General features: G+C 74.1%; 21 protein-coding genes and 1 tRNA gene. 14 read left to right on the forward strand and 8 right to left on the reverse strand.

Going from position 1 to position 22,910, the window contains the following annotated elements:
* The first annotated feature begins 6 nt into the window (after positions 1-6).
* The 5 genes from ABME01_RS05645 to ABME01_RS05665 all read left to right on the forward strand — a co-directional run bounded on the left by ABME01_RS05645 (position 7) and on the right by ABME01_RS05665 (position 4,068).
* Positions 7-531, forward strand: a complete 525-nt coding sequence (locus ABME01_RS05645; protein ID WP_353827394.1) for a phosphoribosyltransferase — start codon at positions 7-9, stop codon at positions 529-531.
* Complete coding sequence (locus tag ABME01_RS05650; protein WP_353827395.1) at positions 528-1,250, forward strand: type 1 glutamine amidotransferase family protein; 723 nt, start codon at positions 528-530, stop codon at positions 1,248-1,250. The genes ABME01_RS05645 and ABME01_RS05650 overlap by 4 nt, the downstream gene beginning before the upstream one ends.
* Positions 1,250-1,942, forward strand: coding sequence for a uracil-DNA glycosylase (locus tag ABME01_RS05655; RefSeq protein ID WP_353827396.1), 693 nt, complete (start codon positions 1,250-1,252; stop codon positions 1,940-1,942). Before ABME01_RS05650 ends, ABME01_RS05655 begins: the two co-directional genes overlap by 1 nt.
* Before the next feature lie 68 nt (positions 1,943-2,010).
* Positions 2,011-2,589, forward strand: coding sequence for a GNAT family N-acetyltransferase (locus ABME01_RS05660; RefSeq protein WP_353827397.1), 579 nt, complete (start codon positions 2,011-2,013; stop codon positions 2,587-2,589).
* 42 nt (positions 2,590-2,631) lie between these two features.
* Complete coding sequence (locus tag ABME01_RS05665; RefSeq protein ID WP_353827398.1) at positions 2,632-4,068, forward strand: amidase; 1,437 nt, start codon at positions 2,632-2,634, stop codon at positions 4,066-4,068.
* Positions 4,069-4,091: 23 nt separating this feature from the next.
* On the opposite strand, the gene ABME01_RS05670 is transcribed toward ABME01_RS05665, so the two are convergent.
* The 8 genes from ABME01_RS05670 to ABME01_RS05705 all read right to left on the reverse strand — a co-directional run bounded on the left by ABME01_RS05670 (position 4,092) and on the right by ABME01_RS05705 (position 11,342).
* Positions 4,092-4,481 (reverse strand): Fe-S oxidoreductase, encoded by a 390-nt coding sequence (locus ABME01_RS05670; protein ID WP_353827503.1) that lies wholly within the window; start codon positions 4,479-4,481, stop codon positions 4,092-4,094.
* Between the two features lie 5 nt (positions 4,482-4,486).
* Positions 4,487-5,938, reverse strand: a complete 1,452-nt coding sequence (locus ABME01_RS05675; RefSeq protein WP_353827399.1) for a dihydrolipoyl dehydrogenase family protein — start codon at positions 5,936-5,938, stop codon at positions 4,487-4,489.
* Positions 5,939-6,047: 109 nt separating this feature from the next.
* Positions 6,048-6,890 carry an arginase family protein gene (locus ABME01_RS05680; protein ID WP_353827400.1) on the reverse strand — a complete coding sequence of 281 codons (843 nt, stop codon included), beginning with the start codon at positions 6,888-6,890 and terminating at the stop codon, positions 6,048-6,050.
* Positions 6,891-6,939: 49 nt separating this feature from the next.
* Positions 6,940-7,554 carry a J domain-containing protein gene (locus ABME01_RS05685; protein ID WP_353827401.1) on the reverse strand — a complete coding sequence of 205 codons (615 nt, stop codon included), beginning with the start codon at positions 7,552-7,554 and terminating at the stop codon, positions 6,940-6,942.
* 84 nt (positions 7,555-7,638) lie between these two features.
* Positions 7,639-8,376, reverse strand: coding sequence for a PspA/IM30 family protein (locus ABME01_RS05690; protein ID WP_353827402.1), 738 nt, complete (start codon positions 8,374-8,376; stop codon positions 7,639-7,641).
* A 52-nt stretch (positions 8,377-8,428) separates the two neighbouring features.
* Positions 8,429-10,423 carry a TPM domain-containing protein gene (locus ABME01_RS05695; RefSeq protein WP_353827403.1) on the reverse strand — a complete coding sequence of 665 codons (1,995 nt, stop codon included), beginning with the start codon at positions 10,421-10,423 and terminating at the stop codon, positions 8,429-8,431.
* A gap of 161 nt (positions 10,424-10,584) precedes the next feature.
* Positions 10,585-10,657: transfer RNA gene (locus tag ABME01_RS05700), tRNA-Arg, on the reverse strand.
* Between the two features lie 58 nt (positions 10,658-10,715).
* Positions 10,716-11,342, reverse strand: coding sequence for an iron ABC transporter ATP-binding protein (locus ABME01_RS05705; RefSeq protein WP_353827404.1), 627 nt, complete (start codon positions 11,340-11,342; stop codon positions 10,716-10,718).
* A gap of 39 nt (positions 11,343-11,381) precedes the next feature.
* On the opposite strand from ABME01_RS05705, the gene ABME01_RS05710 reads away from it, so the two are divergent.
* The 9 genes from ABME01_RS05710 to ABME01_RS05750 all read left to right on the forward strand — a co-directional run bounded on the left by ABME01_RS05710 (position 11,382) and on the right by ABME01_RS05750 (position 22,891).
* On the forward strand, positions 11,382-13,055 hold the full coding sequence (locus ABME01_RS05710; protein WP_353827405.1) for an arginine--tRNA ligase: 1,674 nt from the start codon (positions 11,382-11,384) through the stop codon (positions 13,053-13,055).
* Positions 13,056-13,065: 10 nt separating this feature from the next.
* Positions 13,066-13,872: an LmeA family phospholipid-binding protein gene (locus tag ABME01_RS05715; RefSeq protein WP_353827406.1), complete on the forward strand. Its 807-nt coding sequence runs from the start codon at positions 13,066-13,068 to the stop codon at positions 13,870-13,872.
* A gap of 196 nt (positions 13,873-14,068) precedes the next feature.
* Entirely contained in the window at positions 14,069-15,484 is a 1,416-nt protein-coding gene (gene lysA / locus ABME01_RS05720) for a diaminopimelate decarboxylase (RefSeq protein ID WP_353827407.1), read from the forward strand.
* Positions 15,481-16,791, forward strand: coding sequence for a homoserine dehydrogenase (locus ABME01_RS05725; protein ID WP_353827408.1), 1,311 nt, complete (start codon positions 15,481-15,483; stop codon positions 16,789-16,791). The genes lysA and ABME01_RS05725 overlap by 4 nt, the downstream gene beginning before the upstream one ends.
* Positions 16,788-17,885 carry a threonine synthase gene (gene thrC / locus ABME01_RS05730; RefSeq protein ID WP_353827409.1) on the forward strand — a complete coding sequence of 366 codons (1,098 nt, stop codon included), beginning with the start codon at positions 16,788-16,790 and terminating at the stop codon, positions 17,883-17,885. The genes ABME01_RS05725 and thrC overlap by 4 nt, the downstream gene beginning before the upstream one ends.
* Positions 17,882-18,841, forward strand: a complete 960-nt coding sequence (thrB, locus tag ABME01_RS05735) for a homoserine kinase (RefSeq protein WP_353827410.1) — start codon at positions 17,882-17,884, stop codon at positions 18,839-18,841. Before thrC ends, thrB begins: the two co-directional genes overlap by 4 nt.
* A 322-nt stretch (positions 18,842-19,163) precedes the next feature.
* Complete coding sequence (gene rho / locus ABME01_RS05740) at positions 19,164-21,311, forward strand: transcription termination factor Rho (protein WP_436407404.1); 2,148 nt, start codon at positions 19,164-19,166, stop codon at positions 21,309-21,311.
* 3 nt (positions 21,312-21,314) lie between these two features.
* Positions 21,315-22,391, forward strand: coding sequence for a peptide chain release factor 1 (gene prfA / locus ABME01_RS05745; protein ID WP_353827412.1), 1,077 nt, complete (start codon positions 21,315-21,317; stop codon positions 22,389-22,391).
* Positions 22,388-22,891 carry a GNAT family N-acetyltransferase gene (locus tag ABME01_RS05750; RefSeq protein WP_353827413.1) on the forward strand — a complete coding sequence of 168 codons (504 nt, stop codon included), beginning with the start codon at positions 22,388-22,390 and terminating at the stop codon, positions 22,889-22,891. The genes prfA and ABME01_RS05750 overlap by 4 nt, the downstream gene beginning before the upstream one ends.
* Positions 22,892-22,910: the final 19 nt, after the last annotated feature.

Consider the following 22,910-nt stretch of genomic DNA (forward strand, 5'->3'; position numbering starts at 1 on the left):
ACGGGCATGACGTTCGACGCGAATGACGCCGCCACCGGCGACGACGGCCCCCGTCGCGAGATCCTCACCTGGGACGACTTCGGGGACGCCGCGCGACGGCTGGCCTCCGAGGTGCTCGCGTCGGGCTTCCGCCCCGACGTCGTGATCGCCATCGCGCGCGGCGGCCTCCTGCTCGCCGGCGCGATCGCCTACGCGCTCGGGACGAAGTCGTGCGGATCGATCAACGTGGAGTTCTACACCGGCGTCGACGAGCGGCTCCCGGAACCGGTGCTCCATCCGCCCATGCTCGACGCCCCCGCCCTGGCGGACCGGCGCGTCCTGCTCGTCGACGACGTCTCCGACTCCGGTCGCACGCTGCGCAAGGTCGTCGACCTCCTCGAGGAGGCCGGCGCCGACGTGCGCACGGCCACGCTCTACACCAAGACCAGGACCGTGCTGGTGCCGGACTTCGACGTCCGGAGGACCGACGACTGGATCGTCTTCCCGTGGTCGGCCCTGCCGCCGGTCGAGGCGCCGGAGGCGGCACGATGAGCGTGCACCTGGTCGGCGGAGGGTGGGACCCGGCGCACGCGGCATCCGTCTACGCTCCGTTCCTGGCCGAGGCGGCCGAGGCCGCCGGGCGCTCGGGGGCCGACCGTCCGCGCATCGCGGTGCTGCTCGTCGCTCCCGACGACGAGGCGGCGGCGCTCGGCGACCGGTGGCGGGGCACGCTCGAGTCGGTCGCCGACGTCGAGGTCGCCGCGACGGTCGTGCGCGATGACGGCGCGTTCGAGCTCGCCGCGCTCGCGGGCGCGCACGCGGTGCTCGTCGGCGGCGGCGCGACGCCCGCATACCGTCGGGCCGTCGAGCCCGTCGCGGCCGAGCTGCGCCGTCGGGCCGCCGCCGACGAGCCCTACCTCGGCTTCTCGGCCGGCGCCGCGATCGCCGCGGACACCGCACTGCTCGGCGGCTGGCGCATCGGCGGCGTGCCGGTCGCGCCCGAGGACGCGGGGGAGGAGCTCGACGAGGTGACCGTCGAGGCCGGCATCGGCCTCGTCGACCTCACGATCGACTGCCACGCCGCGCAGTGGGGAACCCTCACCAGGCTGATCGCCGCGACCGAGGCGCGGATGGTCGACGGCGGGATCGCGATCGACGAGGACACGCTCTTCTCGATCGGCGCGGCGGGCCTGCGCGTGGCGGGCGCCGGCAGCGTCTGGAGCGTCACCCCGGACGGCGACGGCGTCTCGGTGCGGAGCATCACCGGCTGATGGCGCGCTCGCTGCCCGAGCTCGCCGAGGCGGGGCTCATCGACGCCACCTGGGCCGAGGCGCTCGAGCCCGTGGCGCCCGACCTCGCGCGGATGGGCGACTTCCTGCGTGCCGAGGTCGCCGCGGGACGCCCGTACCTGCCCGCGGGCGACGCCGTGCTCCGCGCGTTCCGGCAACCCGTGCCCGACGTCCGGGTGCTCATCGTCGGCCAGGACCCGTACCCCACCCCCGGGCATCCGATCGGCCTCTCGTTCGCGGTCGAAGCGCACGTGCGGCCGCTGCCGCGGAGCCTCGCGAACATCTACCGCGAGCTCGCCGACGACCTCGGCGTGCCGCCCGCCCCGCACGGCGACCTCGGCGCGTGGAGCACGCGGGGTGTCATGCTGCTGAACCGGGTGCTCACGGTCCGTCCCGGCGCGCCGGCCTCGCACCGCGGCGCGGGCTGGGAGCGGGTCACCGACCATGCCATCCGCACGCTCGCCGCGCGCGGCGGTCCGCTCGTCGCCATCCTGTGGGGTCGCGACGCGCAGGGGCTCGCGCCGCTGCTCGGCGACGTGCCGCGCATCGAGTCCCCGCACCCGAGCCCGCTCTCGGCGAGCCGCGGGTTCTTCGGCTCGCGGCCGTTCGGGCGTGCGAACGAGCTCCTGGTCGCGCAGGGCGGCGAGCCCGTCGACTGGGCGATCCCCGCCTGAGCGCGAGCCCTCCGGGATCCCTCGCGATCCGTCACGTGTTCGCAATCTCCCGCGCGTAGCATGGCGGAATGCTCGAGGAGGAATACCAGACGCGCCGCGTGCTGCCGAGGCACCTCCGTCGTCGCGAGACCCCCGAGGCGCCGTTCTCGTACGAGATCCGCCGGGCGAGGCCCGCGGACCTGCCCGCGGTGCGGGAGATCTACAACCACTACGTCGCCAACTCCACGGTCACCTTCGACGAGGACGCGATGAGCCTGCGCGAGTGGAAGCAGAAGTACTCCTGGCTGCACCGGCTCGGCATGCCCTTCCTCGTGGCGGAGTCGCCGACCGGGCAGCTGCTCGGGTACGCGCTCGTGTCGCCGTGGAAGCAGAAGCGGGCGTACCGCTACACGGTCGAGACGTCGATCTACCTCGGCCCGGCGGCATCCGGCAAGGGGCTCGGCCGAGCCCTGATGGGCGCACTGATCGACGCGGCGAAGGAGGCCGGCATGAAGGAGATGATCGCCGTCATCGCCGACCAGGGCGCCGATGCGTCGATCGCGCTGCACGAGAAGTTCGGCTTCCGCGAGACGGGCCGGATGGGACGGGTCGGGTTCAAGTTCGACCGGTGGCTCGGGACCGTGCTGCTGCAGAAGACGCTGAAGTAGGCCCCCGCCCGCCGCGCGCGTCGGAGTGCGTAGGCTCGACGGGTGGCCGACCTGCACGAGGACCTGCACGAGTTCACCGCGCTGGAGCTGCACCAGCTCCTGCAGCGGCGCGAGGTGACGCCGCTCGAGGCGACCGAGCACTACCTCGACCGCATCGCCCGGCTCGACGAACCGGTCGGGGCGTTCGCGCACGTGACGCCCGACGCGGCTCGCGAGCGGGCGCGGGTCGTCGAGCGCGACGTGGCGCACGCCGCGCCGCTGTGGGGGATGCCGATCGGCGACAAGGACCTCCACCCCCGCGCCGGGGTGCCGGCCGGCTTCGGCTCGCGGGCGTTCGCGGGGGAGGTGGCCGAGGCGTCGGACGACCTCGTGCAGGCCGTCGACGTCGCCGGCGCCGTGAGCCTCGGCAAGACGGCGACGCCCGAGTTCGGGCTCCCCTCGTACACGGAGCCGCTCGCCGGCCGCCCCGCGCGCAACCCGTGGGACCTCTCGCTCGGGGCGGGCGGGTCGAGCGGGGGCGCGGCGGCGGCCGTGGCCGCGGGGCTGCTGCCGTTCGCCCCCGGCAGCGACGGCGGCGGATCGGTGCGCATCCCGGCGGCGTCGTGCGGGCTGGTCGGCGTGAAGCCGTCGCGCGGCCGGGTGCCGTCGGGTGCCGGGATCGACCGGCTCGCCGGGCTCGGGGTGGTCGGGCCGATCGCCCGGACCGTCGCCGATGCCGCACTGCTGCTCGACGGGCTCGTCGCGCCGCGCGGGTACCCGGCCGCGCATCCGTTCGCGCTGCGGGCACCGGGTCAGGAGGGCCCGTACCTCGGCGCCGCCATCCGCGGCGAGGGCCGGTTCCAGGTCGGCGTGATGCTCGACACGCCGTGGGACGACTTCACCGACATCCGCATCGACGAGTCGGCGCGCGCGGCGCTGGACCGCGCCGTCGCGCTGCTCGACCGGGCCGGGCACGGCGTCGAGGAGCTCGCACCCTCGCCGGAGCCCGACTACCCGGCGGCGTTCCGGACGATCTGGCAGGCGGGCGCGGCGAGCATCCCGGTGCCCGATGCCCGGCACGACCGGCTCGAACCGCTCACGCGGTGGCTCGTCGAACGCGGCCGCGAACGCTCGGCGGCCGAGCTCGCCGGGGCGCTCTCATGGCTCACCGGGTTCGAGCGGCGCACGATCGCGCGGTTCGCCTCGGTCGACGTGGTGCTCACGCCCGCGCTCGCGATGACGCCGCGGCCGGTCGGATGGTACGACGCCGAGGACGGCGAGGAGAACTTCGCGCAGCAGGTGCGGTTCACGCCCTACACCTCGTTCGTGAACGTGGCCGGGCTGCCCGCGCTCACGCTCCCCGTGCACGACACCGAGGCGGGGCTGCCGATGGGCGTGCAGCTGATCGGCCGCCCGGGCGGCGAGGCGACGCTGTTCGCCCTCGCGGCGCAGCTCGAGCGGGCGTCGCGACGCGGCAGGCGGCGTCCGCCCGTGTGGTGACCGCGACGGTCCGACCGAGTCGCTCAGGCGGTGCGGTCCGCCCGCCGCCGTCGCGGCAGGTACCCGCCGGCCTCGAGTCCGGCCTCGATCTCGAACCGGTTGCGCAGCGGGTCGCGACCCGACATCCAGTACAGGACCGGGAACAGCAGGCCGTACGTGCGCCACTGCTCCCGGTGCACCGCCTCGTGGCCGAGCACCGTGTCGGCGTCGTTCTCGGCGGTCAGGTAGCACCGACCGACGCACGAGCCCCCGCGGCCGAAGGTCCACGACGGCATCCCGCGGAACACGAGCAGTCCCTCGCGCAGCTCGATCCTGCCGCGGCTCCACAGGAAGCCCCAGCAGAACCCGATCGCCGTCGCCCACCAGTAGCCCGCCACGCTGATCGGCGAGTCCGTGAGCCGGATGCGCACCATCCGGCTCACGCGCCGGCCTCCGGTCGGCCGTCCGCCTCGAGCAGTCGCAACCAGACCTCGCTCAGGGTCGGGAACGGCGGCACGGCGTGCCAGAGGCGCAGGACCGGGACCTCGCCGACGATCGCGATCGTCGCCTGCTGGACGAGCTCGGACACGCCCTGGCCGACGAACGTGGCGCCGACCACGACATCGCGCTCGTCGTCGATGACGAGCATCGCGTGCCCGGCGTAGTCGTCGGCGAGGATGCCCGCCCCGCTCACGCTCGAGAAGTCGACCTCGGGCGTGCGCACCTCGAGTCCCCGGTCGGCCGCCTCCGCGACGGTCAGTCCCACGCTCGCGACCTCGGGGTCGGAGAAGACCACGCTCGGCACGGCGGTGTGGTCGGCCGTCGCGACGTGGATCCCGTACCGGCCGGTGTCCACCGGACGGCCGAGCGCGCGCGCCGCGATCACGTCGCCGGCCGCCCTGGCCTGGTACTTGCCCTGGTGCGTGAACAGCGCCCGCGCGGTGACGTCGCCCGCGGCGTACAGCCAGGGCGGCGCGCCGTCCGTCGCCGTCGCGGTCACCGCGAGGCTGTCGTCGACCGGGATCGGGGAGCCCGGCTCGAGCCCGACCGACTCGAGGCCGAGCCCGTCCGAGTGCGGGCGGCGACCGGTGGCCACGAGCACCTCATCGGCGACGAGCGTCGACCCGTCGTCGAGCTCGAGCACGACGGCGTCGTCGGCATCGCGCGAGACGCGGCGCGCGCTCGTGTGCAGCCGGACGTCGACGCCGAGCTCGCGGAGGCCGTCGCCCACGAGCTCCGCGGCGAACGGTTCGAGCGTGCCCAGCAGGTCGTGCCGCACGAGCATCGTGACCTCCGACCCCAGGCCGGCGAACGCCGTGGCCATCTCGGCGGCGACGACGCCGCCGCCGATCACGGCCAGCCGCGACGGCACGTGGTGCGCGCTCGTGGCGTCGCGACTGAACCAGGGCCGGGCGTCGGCGAGGCCCGGCACGTCCGGGACGATCGGGCTGGACCCCGTGCAGACGGCCACCGCGTGCCGCGCGACCAGCACCTCCTCGGGGCCGCCGTCGGCCGGCGCGACGATGACCCGGCGTTCGCCGTCGAGCCGTCCGTGCCCTCGGACGAGGTGGGCGCCGGTGCCGGTCAGCCAGTGCACGCCGCCCGCGTCGCGCCAGTCGGAGGTCCAGTAGTCGCGTCGGGCGAACGTCGCCTCGACGTCGAGCGCGCCGGTGACGGCCGCGGCGGCGCCGCGGACCTCGCGCGCGGCACGGAGCGCCGCGCTGCCGCGCAGCAGGGTCTTCGAGGGCACGCAGGCCCAGAAGGTGCACTCGCCGCCCACGAGTTCGTGCTCGACGACCGCCACCTCGAGGCCGCCCGCGCGTGCCCGGTCGGCGACGTTCTCGCCGACCGCCCCCGCGCCGAGCACCACCAGGTCGAACTCCCGGACCATTCGGGCTCCCTCCCGTGCCGGGTCCCTGGCGGTCCGGTCACCTCGCCAGCCTAGGGAGCCGAGCCGCCGAGGGGAACGGGCGGCCGGAACGTCCCGCACGCCGGTGGGGTCAGGCCGTGCCGGACGCCAGTGCCCCGATCAGGCGCAGGATCGTCGGCAGGTCGTCGATCGCGGCCTCGGGCGAGGCCGGGGCGAAGCCGGCGATGGACGCGCCGGCGAGCGGCATCCGCTGCACCACCGACCGCACCAGCACCACCAGGTCCTCCGGATCGGCCCCGAACGGAAGCGGGTAGGAGAGCCCCGCGATCGCGGACGGATCGAGCACGTCGAGGTCGACGTGGACGTACACTCGCGTCGCCCCGGTCGCCGCGAGGGCCGCGACGACCGCGTCGACGTCGCCGAACCGATCGGCGTCGATCACCGGGATGCCGTGCGCGTCGATGAACGCGCGTTCGCCGTCGTCGACCGAGCGGACGCCGCCGAGCACGAGCCGTGCCGGCGCCACGCGCTCGCGGTCGCCGAGCACGAGCCCCTCGGCGCCCTCGCCGGCGATCGCGCGCAGCACCATGCCGTTGAACGCGCCGGACGGGCTGGTGTCGGGGGTGTTCAGGTCGGGGTGCGCGTCCAGCCAGAGCACGGCGAGCGATTCCGGGTCGCCTCGCGTGGCCGCGGCGACCGACGTGAGGGCGATGCCGCAGTCGCCGCCGATCGCGATGGGCGTCCGTCCGAGTCCGGCGATCGCCTCGCGCATGCGGTCGCCGACCCGGCGGATGGCGCTGAAGCGATGGACGCCGGTGCCGAGCGCCTCGCCCGCCTCGACGGGCACGTCGACCATGACGGTGGCGGCGGAGGGCAGGTCGCCGCTGATCGCGCGAGCGCCGTCGGCATGGCTCATCGCGCGCGCGGACACGGAGCCCTGCCACTCGGGGACGACGAGGAACGCGGCCGGCATGGTCCCAGTATGGGCCCGCCGGCCACGCCCTCGCGAGCGAGGGGTCGCGCTACTGGTCCGGGAAGCGCACCAGCCCCGCCTGCACCGCGAGGCCGACGCAGCCGACGGCCATGATCCCGAGGCCGAGGAGGCCGGCGACCGTCGTCGAGGCGATGACCGCGGCACCGCTCAGTCCGAGCAGGGCGAGCGTGGCCCACCACGCCCAGCGACGCCGGGTCAGGCCCGTCGCGACCGCGGCGGCGACGAGCAGCGCCAGCCGCCCCCAGAGGTCGACCGGAGCGATCAGCGGACCCGTCGCGGTCGAGAGCACCACGCCCAGGAGGAGGACCGCCGTCCACGTGCCGAAGAGCCAGGGGCTGAAAGGCCGGACGACGACCGCCGGGGTTGCGGGACCCGAGGCGGGGGGACGCTCCACCACCACGGGACCCGTCGCCCGCCGGCGCGCGCCGGCGGGGGACTCGGCGAGGAGCCGGTAGGCCCGGGTCACCTCGACGAACCTCGCGCTGGCGGCCCGCACCTCGTCCGGGCTCGACCCCACGAAGCGGTCGGGGTGGAGATCGCGCGCGAGCCGACGGTAGGCGCGGTCCACCTCCGACGCGGCGGCGTCGGGTTGGACGCCCAGCACCCGAGCCGCCTCATCGCGGGTCATCTCCGCACCGGCCACGTCGTGGCCCCCTCCGTTCCGCCCGCCGTCGTGCCGACCGGCCCCGAGCGGCCGCGGGCCGCTCGCCCGCGGCCGCCCGGTCGATCAGGACCCGGCGATGCCGCCCTGTGCGCCACCGGCCTTGAGCGCGGCGAGCCGGGCCTCGACCTCGGTCAGCTCACCGAGGTCGTCGAGCTCGTTGAACTGCGCGTCGATGCTCGATGCGGCCAGCTCGGCCTGCCCGCGCGCCTTGGCCTCCTCGCGGCGCACCTTGTCCTCGAACCGGCCGAGCTCGCTCGTCGGGTCGAGGATGTCGATCGACTTCACGGCCTCGTGCACCTGCTGCTGCGCCGCGGCCGTCTTCGATCGGGCGATGAGCTCGCTGCGCTTGTTCTTGAGCTCGACGAGCTTCTGCTTCATGCCGTTGAGGCCCGCCTTGAGCTTCTCGACGACCTCGGTCTGGGCGGCGATCTGCGGCTCGGCGGCGCGCGCCTCGTTCTCGGAGGAGATCTGCCGGCTGAGCGCGACCTTGGCCAGGTTGTCGAACTTGTCCGCGCCCGCGGCGTCGCCCGTGGTCCGGAGCTGGTCGGCCTTGCGGCTCGCGGCCATGGCCTTCTCGCCCCACTCGCGCGCCGCGTCCACGTCCTCGCGGTGGTCGTCCTCGAGGAGCCGGAGATTGCCGATGGTCTCGGCGATGGCGGCCTCCGCATCGGCGATGGAGTTGGTGAAGTCGCGCACCATCTGGTCGAGCATGACCTCGGGGTCCTCGGCCTGGTCGATGAGCGCGTTGACGTTGGCTCGCAGCAGCTGCGAGATCCGTCCGAAGATGGACTGCTTGGTCATCAGTGGTGTCCTTCCGTTGGTGGGAACAGGGTCGTCGGTCCGGCGGCGAGGGTCAGAAGCGGCCTCCGCTCCCGCGCCGCGAGCGCGTGCCGGAGCCGCCGAAGCTGCCGGGGGAGCGTCGGCCGCCGCCGAATCCGCCGCCGAGTCCTCCGCCGCGTCCTCCGCCGCGGCTCTGGCGGCCGCCGAAGCCGCCGCGGCTGGAACCGCCGCGCATCATCGAGTCCACGAGGATGCCGCCGAGCACCGCCGGCAGCAGGTTGCCCCCGCCGCGCGATGCGCCGCCCGCATACCCCGACCCGTACGCACTGCCGAAGCCGCCGACGTCGCGCTGCGCCAGCGTCATCGCCTCGCCGGCCAGACGGTCTGCCCGCTGCGCGGACGCCAGTGCGGCGGCCGGGTCCGAGCCCGTGAGCGCCTCCGCCTCGGCGACCAGGCGCCCGGCCTCGGCCAGTCGGGTCCGGGCGTCGGCGCCGACCGCACCGCGGCGCGCCACGAGGTAGTCCTCCGCCGCCCGGACGCGCGAGCGCGCGGCGAGCAGCGCGCGGTCGAGGTCCGCCCTCGCGCGCTGCTCCCGCACCCGGGCGTCGCGCACGCCCTGCACGGCCGCGTCGATCTCCGCGTTGACCGCGTCGAGGCGGGCCTTCAGCTCGAGCGGCGACCGCGTCGGCGCCGCGAGGTCGGCGCGCAGTCGCGACGCCTCGCGCTCGACGCGGTCGGCCAGGCTCGCGAGGGCGGGATCCTCCAGGCCGCGTGCGGTCCGGACGTCCGACTCGAGGTCGTCCACGCCGGCTCCGACGGCGCGATCGGCGGCATCGAGGTCGTCGGCCACGCGATCGACGGCCGCGGAGAGCAGCCGTGCCTGATCTGCCGCCTCCTCGGCGGCACGGATCCCGACGGCGGCGGCGCCGGTCGCCGCGCGGGCGATCGCCTCGGACGCGGCGCGCGTGCTCTCGTCGGCGAAGGCGATCCGCGCGCGCGCCTGCTCGGGGTTGTCGGCCACCGGTTCGAGCGCCGACGCGGCGTACCGGGTCCTCAGCTCGGCCAGTCGCGTCTCGGCGCCGTCGATCCCGCGTTCGGCCTCCCGCACGGACGCCTCGACGCGGGCCAGCTCCTCCGGTGCGCGCTGTTCGAGGTCGCGGAGGGCGTCGAACCGCTCGGCCTGCGCGTCGAGCATGGCGTCGGCCTCGCCGGTGAGCCGCAGGATCGCCCCGTACCACTCGCGCTGCTGCGCCTCGGTGTCGGGCATGTGGTCGTCGAGCCGCTGCTGGAGTCCGAAGGCCTCCCGGAGCTTCCCCTCCGCCTCCGCCAGCGCGGCCCGGAACCCCGCGGTGGCCTCGGTGCCGAAGGACGCCTCCGCGAAGCCGAGCTCCTCCTCGCTCGTCTTGACGGCGTCGTCGGCGGCGACGAGTGCGCTGCCGGCCCGCCGCCGGAGGTCCTCGATCGGGACCGCGTCGGAGGTCGCCGCGTCGCCGCGTCGCCCGGCGCGTCGTCGGACGACGATCACGATCACCACGACGACCGCGGCGGCGAGGAGCACCACCCAGAGCCACGCCAGCCCGCCTCCGCCGGAGGAGGTCCCGCCGATCGCCTCGGCGCCGGCGATCGCCGCGCCGGCCCAGTCGCCCTCCTGCAGGTGCGGCTCGATCTCGCGCAGCGCGATGCGGTCGACCTCGTCGGACGAGAGCGAGGCGTCCTCGGCGGCCGAGAGGTAGTACGCGCGCCCGTCCACGGCGACGGCGAGCAGGTAGTCCTCGCGACCCATGTTGTTGTCGTTGGCGGTCTGCGTCGCCCAGGATCCGGCGTCGGCCGGGTCCTCGAACTCGCTCACGAACGCCACGAAGAGCTGCCGACCGCTCCGGTCGGCGCTCTCGGAGATCGCGGCCTCGACCTCGGCGACCTCGTCGGGCGCGAGCGCGCCGACCGTGTCGACCACGGGCCCGACGCCGAAGTCCACCGGCTCCTCGGCGACGGCGGGACCCGCGCCGAGCAGGCACCAGGACCCGATGAGGACGACGAGCGCGATCACCCCTCCGCGAACCGACCGCATGCTCCAGTGCTCCCCCTCCGAGTCGATGTCTGGAGTCTATTGGGGCGGTCCTGCGCGGCGCACGGTTCTCGGCGCACGCCCAGCCGGTGCGGGCGATGGGAGGGCGGGAACGGAACGAGCCCGGCCCTCAGTTGGCTGAGTGGACCGGGCCCTTCACGACGTGCCCCCGGAGGGATTCGAACCCCCGACCTACGGTACCGGAAACCGGCGCTCTATCCCCTGAGCTACGGAGGCGCACAGCCAGACACACTACCACCTGCGATCGGTCGGCTCGTACGCCGGCCGGGCCGGATCAGCCGGAGACGTTGGCCAGCACGTCGGCCATCAGCATCTGCGCGTCACCCGGCTCGAACAGGACGTCCGACTCGACGACGATCCAGTAGCCGTCGGCGAACACCTGGGCCTGCCCGACGCCGCCGGACTGCCGGAAGAACCCCTCCACGTCGGGAGGCGTGCCGTACGTCGGCACCGCGTTCGAGTGCAGCGCCGCGTCGCCGACCGCCCGCTCGTAGGCGCGCTCGGGCAGCACGGCCACGCCGACCTCGATCACCTCGCCGCTGCTCTGGTTGCTCCAGCCGCAGGCCGTGCCCTCGGCGGCCACGACATCGCTCACCGTGCTCGCCCCCGGGGCGTAGTCGGGCGCGACGCCGTAGTTGGGGTTGAAGGCGTACAGCTGCTCCAGCGTGAGCACCTCGTCGCAGGCGGCCTCGAAGGGCACGGGCTCCTCGGTCGGCTCGGGCGCGGCCGTCGGCACCGCCGTCTCGCCCGCGTCGGCCGTGGCGTCCGCGCTCGGCGGCGCCGTCGACGCCTCGGGCGCGGTGCCCGATGCGGTGCAGCCCGCGAGGGCGACCACGCCGATCATCGCGAGCGAGCCGAGCGCGAGCAGGGTGCGGGGGCGGAGGGTGTTCGGGCGCGACATGCGGAAACGATAGCAACGCGTCCCCGGTAGGATCTTCGAGTGACTCCCGCCGATCTCTCGCGTGCACTGTACGACCTCGTCATCGCCCTCGTCGCGCGACGACGCGAGGCCGGGGCCGAGGTCGCACTCCAGCTCGCGCCGGAGGCGGTCACGCTGGAGCGTCCGAAGCTCCGCGAGCACGGCGACTGGGCGTCCTCGATCGCGCTGCGCATCGCCAAGCCCCTCGGCTCGAACCCGCGCGAGATCGCCGGCGAGCTCGCAGGGGGCCTCGCCGAGGTCGACGGGGTGGCGAGCGCGGAGGTCGCGGGCCCCGGCTTCATCAACATCCGGCTGGAGGCGGCGGCGGCCGGCGCCCTGGCCCGCACCATCGTCGAGCAGGGCGCTGCATACGGCAACGGCGACACGCTCTCCGGCCGGGTGATCAACCTCGAGTTCGTCTCCGCGAACCCGACCGGCCCGCTGCACATCGGCCACACGCGCTGGGCGGCGCTCGGAGACTCGATCGGGCGGGTGCTGCGCGCGGCCGGCGCCGAGGTCGCGAACGAGTACTACATCAACGACGCCGGCAACCAGATGGACAACTTCGGAGCCTCGGTGCTGGCCGCGGCCAAGGGCGAGCCGACGCCCGAGAACGGCTACCCGGGACGGTACGTCGCCGACCTCGCCGCGCGCGTGCTCGAGCGCGAGCCCCACCTGCTCGAGCTCGACCACGACGTCGCGCTGCACACCGCGCGCGAGATCGCGTACGAGCTGCAGCTCGGCGAGATCCGCGACTCGCTCGAGCGCTTCAACGTGCACTTCGACGTGTGGACCAGCGAGCGCGCGCTGCACGCGAAGGACGACGACGACGTCTCGGCCATCGACGCCGCGGTCGAGCGGCTGCGCGCGCAGGGCCACGTCTTCGACGAGGAGGGCGCGGTGTGGGTGCGCACCACCGACTTCGGCGACGACAAGGACCGCGTCATCCGCCGCGCCAACGGCGTGTACACGTACTTCGCCGCGGACGCCGCCTACTACCTCGACAAGGGCGACCGCGGCTTCGAGCACAAGATCTACCTGCTCGGAGCCGACCACCACGGCTACGTGCACCGGCTCAAGGCGCTCGCCGGCGCCGCGGGCGACGACCCCGAGCGCGACGTCGAGGTGCTCATCGGGCAGCTCGTGAGCATCAACGGGGCGAAGCTCTCCAAGCGCGCGGGCAACATCATCGAGCTCGACGACCTCCAGGCCTGGCTCGGCACCGACGCCCTGCGCTACACGCTCGCCCGCTACCCGGCCGACTCGCCGCTCGCGATCGACCCCGAGCAGCTCCGCCGCCGGACGAACGACAACCCGGTCTTCTACGTGCAGTACGCGCACGCGCGCACGTCCGCGGTCGCGCGCAACGCCGCGGCATCCGGCGTCGACCGCTCGGGCTTCGCGCCCGAGCTGCTCGTGCACGAGACGGAATCGGCCCTGCTCGGAGCACTGCAGGAGTTCCCGCGCATCGTCGCGCAGGCCGCGGAGCTGCGCGAACCGCACCGCATCGCCCGCTACATCGAGGAGCTCGCCGGCCTCTACCACCGCTGGTACGACAACTGCCGCGTGCTGCCGCTCGGCGACGAGCCCGTCGGCGACCTGCACCGTACTCGACTCTGGCTGAACGACGCAACGGGGACCGTCATCCGGAACGGCCTCGAGCTGCTCGGCGTGTCGGCGCCGGAGCGCATGTAGCCTCGCCCGCATGAGTTCGCGCGACGCCGACACGGTCCCCATCGATCCCGATGGCGGTGCGTCCGGCTCGGGCCGGCGCGGCCGCTCGGGCGCGCGCGTCGCGATCGTCATCGTCGTCGCGCTCGTGGTGATCGCCGCGATCCTCGTGCTCGTCGAGACCGTCGGCCGGAGCATCGCCGAGCGCAACGTCGCCGCCTCCATCGAGCAGAGCCTGCCCGAGGGCGTCACGGGCGAGGTCGACGTCGAGATCCGGGGCGTCTCGGCGCTCTGGCAGGTGATGACCGGGAGCATGGACGAGATGGTCGCCACCTCGCGCGACCTCGACGTCGACGGCATCCCGGTCGACGTCCGCGTGACCGCGTACGGCGTGCCCCTGGCCGAGGGCGAGCCGGTGCGACGGGCCGAGGCCGAGGCCGCGGTCGACGGCGACGCGGTGGACGCCATCGCCGCGTCGCAGGGCATCCCGGAGGGACTCGAGCTCGGCGACGGCGTCGTCGGCTACGAGGACGAGGTGAGCTTCCTCGGCTTCCCGATCGGCTTCTCCATCACCGCCGAGCCGATCGCCGCCGGCGACCGGGTGCTGCTCCGGCCGGTCTCGGCCGACGTCCGGGCGGGCGCGGGCACGATCGACGCCTCGGCACTCGTCGACCGCATCCTCGGCGGCGACCCGCTGCCGATCTGCGTCGCCGACCGGCTGCCGGAGGGCATCGAGCTCGCCGACCTGCTCGTCGAGCCCGAACGCGTGACCGTGCGCCTCGAAGCCAGCGGACTGCCGCTCGCCGAGGAGACCCTGCAGACCACCGGCGCCTGCGACTGACCCGACCGGCCCCCCGGAACGCCCCGCCGGGCACCAGCGCCGACGCCGCACGTCACCGATTCGTCGGCCGCGCCGGGCGTCGGTAGACTCGCCGTACCCGCCCCACAAGGGCGGTCCGCACCGAGGCTTCAGGAACCGATCCGGGTTCGCTCGCCGTCCGAGTGATCCGTCGTTCCCTTCGTCCCGCGAGGTTCCCGTGTCATCCAGCGCATCCGTCCCCGCGCTGCCCGGCGCGCCCGCGGACCCGAACGCGCTCGCCCCCGAGGTGTGGCCCGACGGCGCCCATCGTGACGCGTCGGGTCGACTCGTCGTCGGCGGTGTCGACGTCGACGCCCTCGCCCGCGGCTTCGGCACGCCGCTCTACGTCGTCGACGAGCAGGTCGCCCGCGCTCGGGCCGTGCGCACCCGCGAGGCGTTCGAACGCGCCGCGGCCGCCGTCGGCACCTCGGCCACCGTCTACTACGCGGGGAAGGCCTTCCTCTCGGGCGCGGTGGTGCGATGGATGACGGCCGAGGGCCTCTCCATCGACGTCGCCACCGGCGGCGAACTCGCCGTCGCGCTCGCCGCGGGCGCCGACCCCGCGCGGATCGGCTTCCACGGCAACAACAAGTCGCGGTCCGAGATCGCGCGCGCGGTCGAGGCCGGCGTCGGCACGATCGTGATCGACAGCGAGGTCGAGGTCGGCCGGGTCGCCGACGCCGCGGCACTCGCCGGTCGCGTGCAGCGGGTGCGCCTGCGCGTCAACTCGGGCGTGCACGCCTCGACCCACGACTTCCTCGCCACCGCGCACGAGGACCAGAAGTTCGGCATGGCGCTCGAGCACGCCGCCCGCGTGGTCGCCGACATCCGCTCGCACGATGCACTCGAGTTCGTCGGCCTGCACTGCCACATCGGCTCGCAGATCTTCGACGCCGCGGGCTTCGCCGAGTCGGCCGAACGGCTCCTGGCCGTGCACGCGGAGATGTCCGCGGTCGCCCCCGTGCCCGAGCTCAACCTCGGCGGCGGCTTCGGCATCGCCTACACCGAGGCCGACGCGCCCGCGCCGATCGAGCGGATCGCCGAGGGCATCGCCCGGGCGGTCGCGGCGGCGTGCGCGAGGCTCGGCGTCCCCGTGCCGCGGCTCGCGTTCGAGCCCGGCCGCTCGATCATCGGCCCGGCCGGCGTGACGCTCTACACGGTGGGCACCGTCAAGCCCGTGCCGATCGAGGGCGGATGGCGCCACTACGTCTCCGTCGACGGCGGCATGAGCGACAACATCCGCACCGCGATGTACGGCGCCGACTACACGGTGCGCCTCGCCTCGCGGACCTCCGACGACGCGCCGGCGCTCGTGCGGGTCGTGGGCAAGCACTGCGAGTCGGGCGACGTCGTCGTCGACCACGACTGGCTGCCGCACGACGTCGCTCCCGGCGACCTCCTGGCCGTCGCCGCGACCGGGGCGTACTGCTGGTCGCTCGCCTCCAACTACAACCACGTGCCCCGACCGCCGGTCGTGGCCGTCGCCGGCGGCGTCGCACGCGTCATCGTGCACGGCGAGACCGAGGACGACCTCCTCGCTCGCGACGCCGGCCTCACCGACCACGACGATGACGCAGACGGAGTCACCGCATGATCGAATACCGTTCCATCCGAGTGGCGCTGCTCGGGGCCGGATCCGTCGGCTCCCAGGTCGCGCGGCTCCTCCTCGAGCAGGGCGACGAGCTCGCCAACCGCGTGGGCGCACGACTCGAGCTCGTCGGCATCGCGGTGCGCGACGTCGACGCGCCGCGCGACGTCGAACTGCCGCGCGAGCTGCTGACCACCGACGCCGAGTCGCTCATCGTCGGCGCCGACATCGTGATCGAGCTCATGGGCGGCCTCGAGCCGGCCCGCAGCCTGGTCCTCCGCGCGATCGCCTCGGGCGCCGACGTCGTGACCGGCAACAAGGCGCTGCTCGCGACGCACGGGCCGGAGCTGTTCGCCGCGGCGGAGCAGGTGGGGGCGCAGCTGTCGTACGAGGCCGCCGTCGGCGGCGCCATCCCGATCATCCGGCCGCTGAAGGACAGCCTCGCGGGCGACCGCATCGACCGGATCCTCGGCATCGTGAACGGCACGACGAACTTCATCCTGGACCGGATGGACGTCACGGGCGCCTCGCTCGAGGACGCGCTCGCGACCGCGACCGACCTCGGGTACGCAGAGGCCGATCCGACCGCCGACATCGGCGGCTACGACGCCGCCCAGAAGGCCGCGATCCTCGCGAGCCTGGCATTCCACACCGCCGTGCCGATCGAGGCCGTCCACCGCGAGGGCATCACGGGCGTCACCGCCGCGCAGGTCGAGTCCGCGCGCCGCGCCGGCTACGTCGTGAAGCTGCTCGCGATCTGCGAACGGCTCGCCGACCCCGAGACGGGGGAGGAGGGCGTGTCGGCCCGCGTGTACCCCGCGATGGTGCACCGCAGCCACCCGCTCGCCGCGGTGCACGGCGCCAACAACGCCGTGTTCGTCGAGGCCGCGGCCGCGGGGCCCCTCATGTTCTACGGCGCGGGCGCCGGTGGGGTGCAGACCGCATCCGCCGTGCTCGGCGACCTCGTCGCGATCGCACGCCGCCACGTGCTGGGGGGTCCCGGCACGGCGGAGTCCACCCACGCGGCGCTTCCGGTGCTCGAGATCGGACGCATCACGACGAGGTACGCCATCACCATCGAGGCGGCCGACGAGCCGGGCGTGCTGGCGACGATCGCGCACGCCTTCGCGGACCACGGCGTGTCCGTCGGCGAGCTCGAGCAGACCATCAACGACGGGACCGGCCGGGCTACGCTGGTCATCGGCACCCACGAGGCGCGCGAGTCCGCGCTGGCCCGGACGGTCGCCGCACTCGCCGACAGCCCGGTCGTGACCTCCGTCGCATCCGTGATCCGAGTCGAAGGAGCAGAGTGAACCAGCAGGCTACGAAGGCGCCGTCCCGTCAGTGGCGCGGCGTCATCCGCGAGTACGCCGATCGCCTCGACGTGACGGAGGCAACCCCGGTCGTGACCCTCGGCGAGGGCGGCACGCCGCTCCTGCCCGCACCCGCGCTCTCGCGCCGCACCGGCGCCGACGTGTGGGTCAAGTACGAGGGCATGAACCCGACGGGCTCGTTCAAGGACCGCGGCATGACGATGGCCGTGACCAAGGCGGTGGAGCGCGGCGCGGAGGTCGTGATCTGCGCCTCCACGGGCAACACCTCGGCCTCGGCCGCCGCGTACGCCACCCACGCGGGCATCAAGGCCGCCGTGCTCGTGCCCGAGGGCAAGATCGCGATGGGCAAGCTGAGCCAGGCGATCGCGCACGACGCGCAGCTCATCCAGATCCAGGGCAACTTCGACGACTGCCTCGACATCGCGCGCGACCTGGCCGAGAACTACCCGGTGCACCTGGTGAACTCGGTCAACAACGACCGCATCGAGGGTCAGAAGACCGGCGCCTTCGAGGTCGTCGAGGTGCTCGGCGACGCGCCCGACTTCCACTTCATCCCGGTCGGGAACGCGGGCAACTACACGGCGTACACGCGCGGGTACCGCGAGGACATCGAGGCGGGCAACGCCACGCGGCTGCCGCGCATGTTCGGCTTCCAGGCTGCCGGGTCCGCCCCCCTGGTGCTCGGCGAGCCGGTGAAGCACCCGGAGACGATCGCGAGCGCGATCCGCATCGGCAACCCGGCGTCGTGGCACCTCGCGCTCGAGGCGCGCGACCTCACCGACGGGTACTTCGGCGCCATCGAGGACGAGAAGATCCTCGAGGCCCAGCGCATCCTCTCGGCCGAGGTGGGGATCTTCGTCGAGCCGGCCTCCGCCATCAGCGTCGCCGGACTGCTCGAGCGAGCCGAGGCGGGCGTGGTTCCCGCCGGCGCCCGCGTCGTGCTCACCGTCACCGGCCACGGCCTGAAGGACCCGCAGTGGGCCCTCCGCCTCCCGGACGGGTCCGACGTCGCCCCGACCGTCGTGCCCGCCGACGTGGCGCACGTCGCGGAGGTCCTGGGGCTCGGCGCATGAGCCCCGAGCCGCTCGCCGCGCCCGCGGCCCCGACCGTCCCGGTCGGCCGGAGGGTGCACGTGAAGGTGCCGGCGACCTCGGCGAACCTCGGGCCGGGGTTCGACACGCTGGGCCTCGCGCTCGCCCGGTACGACGAGCTCGACGTCGAGGTCATCGACGACGGACTCGAGATCGAGGTGCACGGCGTCGGAGCGGACGAGGTGCCGCGCGACGCCTCGCACCTCGTGGTCCGGGCCATGGCGCACGCCTTCGCGCGGCAGGGCCGTGAGCTGCCGCCGATCCGGCTCGTCGCGCACAACGCCATCCCGCACGGTCGGGGGCTGGGCTCGTCGGGTGCGGCGATCGTCGCGGGCGTGATGGCGGCCAAGGGCCTGCTCGAGCCGGAGGTCGAGCTCTCCGCCGACGACCTCCTGGAGCTCGCGACGGAGCTCGAGGGGCACCCCGACAACGTGGCTCCGGCGCTCTTCGGCGGCCTCACGATCGCGTGGATGACGCCCGAAGGGCCGCGTCACAAGAAGCTCATGGTCCACCGCGGCGTCGCCCCTCTCGTGCTCGTCCCCGAGCACGAGATGTCGACGGCGCTCGCGCGGAGCCTCCAGCCGCAGTCCGTGCCGCACGAGGACGCGGTGTTCAACGTGTCGCGCTCGGCCCTGCTGGTGGCCGCGCTGATCCAGAGCCCCGAGCTGCTGCTCGCCGCCACCGAGGACAAGCTGCACCAGCGCTATCGCGCCGAGGCGATGCCCGAGACCGACCGGCTCATCCGCCGCCTCCGCGAGGCGGGCCACCCGGCCGTCGTCTCGGGGGCCGGACCGTCGATCCTCGTGCTCGCGAGCGACCCGAGCGAGCGTGCCGACGCGGTCCGACTGGTCGAGGAGTCGGCCGACACCGCGTGGCAGGCCCTCCCGCTCGCCGTCGACTTCCTCGGGGGCACGGTCGCCCCCGCCGACGCGGGCTGATCGGCTCGATGCCGTCGCTCCCGCCAGGGCGATGCGTCGCGCCCCGGCGTGGCGCGTGGTCGGACGGGTCGGCGTCCGGTGCTAGACTGGGACGCGCACCCGGCAGGCGCTGCACCATCCGCGTCACCGCCGTTCGGTGCGATTCCCGGCATCTCATGCGTTCGCAATCGCGCAGATCTGCGCCCGGCGCGCCCTTCTGCGACGTGCCGCGATCGACTCTCCTCGGCCGACCCCCGATGCCCGGCCAGGGGAAAGGACAATCCCAGTGACCAACGGAACCGACCACGCCGACGGCGTGGCGAACCGCACCCGCCTGTCGACCATGAAGGTCGCCGAGCTCCAGGAGCTGGCCGCCTCGCTCGGCATCGCGGGCGCGTCGAAGCGCCGAAAAGGAGAACTCGTGGAGTTGATCTCCGCCCACACGGACGGCACCGCGACCGCCGAGCCCGACGACGCCGTCGAGACCCGGCCCGCGACCCCCGAGCCGTCCGACGACCGCGCCGCGGAGACCGAGGCCGCCCCGGCGGCCGAGGCGCCCGCAGCCGAGGCGCCCGCAGCCGAGGCGCCCGCGGCCGAGGCGCCCGCGGCAGAGCCCGCGCGTCGCACCCGGCAGCCCCGCCGCGCCACGAGCGCGACCGCCGCGAGCGGCCACGCGAACTCCGGCCTGACCGGGCTCGACCTGGTCCCGGCGGACGACGCGTCGACCGACGCCTCGGCGCCGCCTCAGGGCCGCGGCCGCGCCGCCCGCGAGGCCGCCGCCGACGGCGGCGCCGGGGCGGACGACGCTCGCGAGGCCGCCCGCGCGGCCGTGCGCGAGGAGCTCGCCGCCGCGACCGGCGGCCGCTCGGCCGACGACGCCGGCGACAGGAAGCCCGACGAGGGCGGCCGGAAGAAGCCCGAGGGCGACGGCCAGTCCGAGCAGGAGCCCCGCCAGGGCCGCAGCCGCAACCGCGGTCGGCGCGGCGGCGGTGACCGCGGCGACGCGCAGAAGTCCGACCAGCAGGGCGGTCGCAAGGGCGACGACGCCGGTGACGCCGACAAGGGCGGCAAGCAGGCCGACGACAAGGGCGGCAAGCAGGCCGACGACAAGGGCCGCCAGGGCGGCGACGCCGACAAGAGCCGCCAGGGCGGCGACGACAAGGGCGGCAAGCAGGAGCAGGGCGGACGCGGCCAGCAGGGTCGCGGCGACCAGCAGGGCGACGGCGAGGGCGGCGGCCGCCGCAACCGGTACCGCGACCGCAAGCGCCGTGGCCAGGGCCAGGCGGACGACGTCGAGCCCGAGATCCTCGACGACGACGTGCTGATCCCGATCGCGGGCATCCTCGACGTGCTCGACAACTACGCGTTCGTGCGCACGACCGGGTACCTGCCCGGCCCGAGCGACGTCTACGTCTCGCTCGGCCAGGTGAAGAAGTACCACCTGCGCAAGGGCGACGCGGTGGTCGGCTCGATCAAGCAGCCGCGCGAGGGCGAGTCGAACAGCCGCCAGAAGTACAACGCGCTCGTGAAGATCGACTCGATCAACGGCCAGACCGCCGACGAGGCGGCCTCGCGCGTCGACTTCCAGAAGCTCACGCCGCTGTACCCGCGGGACCGACTGCGGCTCGAGACCGAGCCGACGAAGCTCACCCAGCGGATCATCGACCTCGTCGCGCCGATCGGCAAGGGCCAGCGCGGCCTGATCGTGGCGCCGCCGAAGGCGGGCAAGACGATCGTGCTGCAGCAGATCGCGAACGCGATCGCCACGAACAACCCCGAGGTCCACCTCATGGTCGTGCTCGTCGACGAGCGCCCCGAGGAGGTCACCGACATGCAGCGCACGGTCAAGGGCGAGGTCATCGCCTCGACCTTCGACCGCCCCGCGGAGGACCACACGACGGTCGCGGAGCTCGCCATCGAGCGCGCGAAGCGCCTGGTCGAGCTCGGCCACGACGTGGTCGTGCTGCTCGACTCGATCACGCGCCTCGGTCGTGCCTACAACCTGGCCGCCCCGGCGTCAGGCCGCGTGCTCTCCGGCGGTGTCGACGCGTCGGCGCTGTACCCGCCGAAGCGGTTCTTCGGCGCCGCGCGCAACATCGAGAACGGCGGCTCGCTCACCATCCTCGCGACCGCGCTCGTCGAGACGGGATCGAAGATGGACGAGGTGATCTTCGAGGAGTTCAAGGGCACCGGCAACTCCGAGCTCCGCCTCTCGCGCCACCTGGCGGACAAGCGGATCTTCCCGGCCGTCGACGTGAACGCGTCGTCGACCCGGCGCGAGGAGATGCTGCTCTCGCCCGACGAGGTCAAGATCACCTGGAAGCTGCGCCGCGCGCTCGCCGGGCTCGAGCCGCAGCAGGCCCTCGAGGCCGTGCTCGGACGCCTGCGCGAGACGCAGTCCAACACCGAGTTCCTCCTGCTCATGCAGAAGTCGGCTCCGGTCGGCGGGAACGGCAACGGGCACGGCCACGAGTCCGACCACCACCGCTGATCGATGTTCGACTCGGTCCAGGCACTGATCGCCGAGCACGCCGAGCTCCAGGAGGAGCTCGCGGATCCGGCGCTGCACGCCGACGCGGCGCGCGCGAAGCGGGTGAACCGGCGCTACGCCGAGCTCAGCCGCATCGTCGCGGCCAATGACGCGTGGGTCCAGGCGCAGGACGACCTCGAGGCCGCACGCGAGCTCGCGAAGGAGGACGACGCGTTCGCGGAGGAGGTCCCCGGCCTCGAGGAGCACCTCGCGGAGACGCAGGAGAAGCTGCGGCGGCTCCTGATCCCGCGCGATCCGGACGACGGCCGCGACGTCATCATGGAGATCAAGGGCGGTGAGGGCGGCGCCGAGAGCGCGCTGTTCGCGGCCGACCTGCTGCGCATGTACGTGCAGTACGCGCAGTCGAAGGGCTGGAAGACCGAGCTGCTCGAGCGCGACGAGTCCGACCTGGGCGGCTACAAGAACGTCCAGGTGGCGATCAAGTCGAATGCCACCGACCCGTCGCAGGGCGTGTGGGCGCACCTGAAGTACGAGGGCGGCGTGCACCGCGTGCAGCGCGTGCCCGTGACCGAGACCCAGGGCCGGATCCACACCTCGACGACGGGCGTGCTCGTCTTCCCCGAGGTGGACGAGCCCGAGGAGGTCGAGATCAACCAGAACGACCTCAAGATCGACGTGTACCGGTCGTCGGGTCCCGGCGGCCAGTCGGTGAACACGACCGACTCGGCGGTGCGCATCACCCACGTGCCGACCGGGATCGTGGTGGCGATGCAGAACGAGAAGTCGCAGCTGCAGAACCGCGAGGCGGGGATGCGCGTGCTGCGCGCCCGCTTGCTGGCCCGCCAGCAGGAGGAGATCGCGGCCGCAGCCTCGGACGCGCGGAAGTCGCAGATCCGGTCGATGGACCGCTCCGAGCGCATCCGCACGTACAACTTCCCGGAGAACCGGATCGCCGACCACCGGACCGGCTACAAGGCCTACAACCTCGACCAGGTCATGGACGGCGCGCTCGATCCCGTCATCGAGTCGGCGGTGCGCGCCGACGAGGAGGCTCGGCTCACGGAGCTGGGCGACCGATGAGTCGCCCCGGCGAGGTCCTCGTCCGTCCGTTCGCCGACGGCGACTGGACGCAGGTCCTCGCCATCATCGACGAGGTCGTGCGGGAGGGCGAGACCTACGCCTATCCGATGGACCTCGGCCCCGAGGAGGCTCGGGGCCTCTGGATCGAGTCGCCTCCCGGCCTCACCGTGGTCGCCGAGCTCGACGGTCGGATCGTCGGCACCGCCAAGATGGGACCGAACCGTCCCGGCCACGGCGACCACATCGGCACCGCCTCGTTCATGGTCTCCTCGGCGGCGCGCGGAGCGGGCGTGGGCCGGCGGCTGGCCGAGTGGGTGGTCGACTGGCATCGCCGCTCGGGCTTCGAGGGCATCCAGTTCAACGCGGTCGTCGCCTCGAACGAGGCCGCCGTCGCCCTCTGGCGCAGTGTCGGGTTCGAGATCGTGGGCACCGTGCCCGGTGCGTTCCGATCCCCGCGACACGGCCACGTCGGCCTGCACGTGATGTTCCTGCCGCTCTGACGCCGAGCGAGGCCGCCGC

This window comes from Agromyces litoreus, assembly GCF_040496015.1.
GTDB lineage: Bacteria > Actinomycetota > Actinomycetes > Actinomycetales > Microbacteriaceae > Agromyces > Agromyces litoreus.

Bases quoted from the DNA above. Each gene is read 5' to 3' on its own strand.
- ABME01_RS05645 (WP_353827394.1), top strand. From the start codon at position 7: ATGACGTTCGACGCGAATGACGCCGCCACCGGCGACGACGGCCCCCGT.
- ABME01_RS05650 (WP_353827395.1), top strand. From the start codon at position 528: ATGAGCGTGCACCTGGTCGGCGGAGGGTGGGACCCGGCGCACGCGGCA.
- ABME01_RS05655 (WP_353827396.1), top strand. From the start codon at position 1,250: ATGGCGCGCTCGCTGCCCGAGCTCGCCGAGGCGGGGCTCATCGACGCC.
- ABME01_RS05660 (WP_353827397.1), top strand. From the start codon at position 2,011: ATGCTCGAGGAGGAATACCAGACGCGCCGCGTGCTGCCGAGGCACCTC.
- ABME01_RS05670 (WP_353827503.1), bottom strand. From the start codon at position 4,481: ATGGTGCGCATCCGGCTCACGGACTCGCCGATCAGCGTGGCGGGCTAC.
- ABME01_RS05675 (WP_353827399.1), bottom strand. From the start codon at position 5,938: ATGGTCCGGGAGTTCGACCTGGTGGTGCTCGGCGCGGGGGCGGTCGGC.
- ABME01_RS05680 (WP_353827400.1), bottom strand. From the start codon at position 6,890: ATGCCGGCCGCGTTCCTCGTCGTCCCCGAGTGGCAGGGCTCCGTGTCC.
- ABME01_RS05690 (WP_353827402.1), bottom strand. From the start codon at position 8,376: ATGACCAAGCAGTCCATCTTCGGACGGATCTCGCAGCTGCTGCGAGCC.
- ABME01_RS05695 (WP_353827403.1), bottom strand. From the start codon at position 10,423: ATGCGGTCGGTTCGCGGAGGGGTGATCGCGCTCGTCGTCCTCATCGGG.
- ABME01_RS05705 (WP_353827404.1), bottom strand. From the start codon at position 11,342: ATGTCGCGCCCGAACACCCTCCGCCCCCGCACCCTGCTCGCGCTCGGC.
- ABME01_RS05715 (WP_353827406.1), top strand. From the start codon at position 13,066: ATGAGTTCGCGCGACGCCGACACGGTCCCCATCGATCCCGATGGCGGT.
- ABME01_RS05725 (WP_353827408.1), top strand. From the start codon at position 15,481: ATGATCGAATACCGTTCCATCCGAGTGGCGCTGCTCGGGGCCGGATCC.
- thrB (WP_353827410.1), top strand. From the start codon at position 17,882: ATGAGCCCCGAGCCGCTCGCCGCGCCCGCGGCCCCGACCGTCCCGGTC.
- rho (WP_436407404.1), top strand. From the start codon at position 19,164: ATGAAGGTCGCCGAGCTCCAGGAGCTGGCCGCCTCGCTCGGCATCGCG.
- prfA (WP_353827412.1), top strand. From the start codon at position 21,315: ATGTTCGACTCGGTCCAGGCACTGATCGCCGAGCACGCCGAGCTCCAG.
- ABME01_RS05750 (WP_353827413.1), top strand. From the start codon at position 22,388: ATGAGTCGCCCCGGCGAGGTCCTCGTCCGTCCGTTCGCCGACGGCGAC.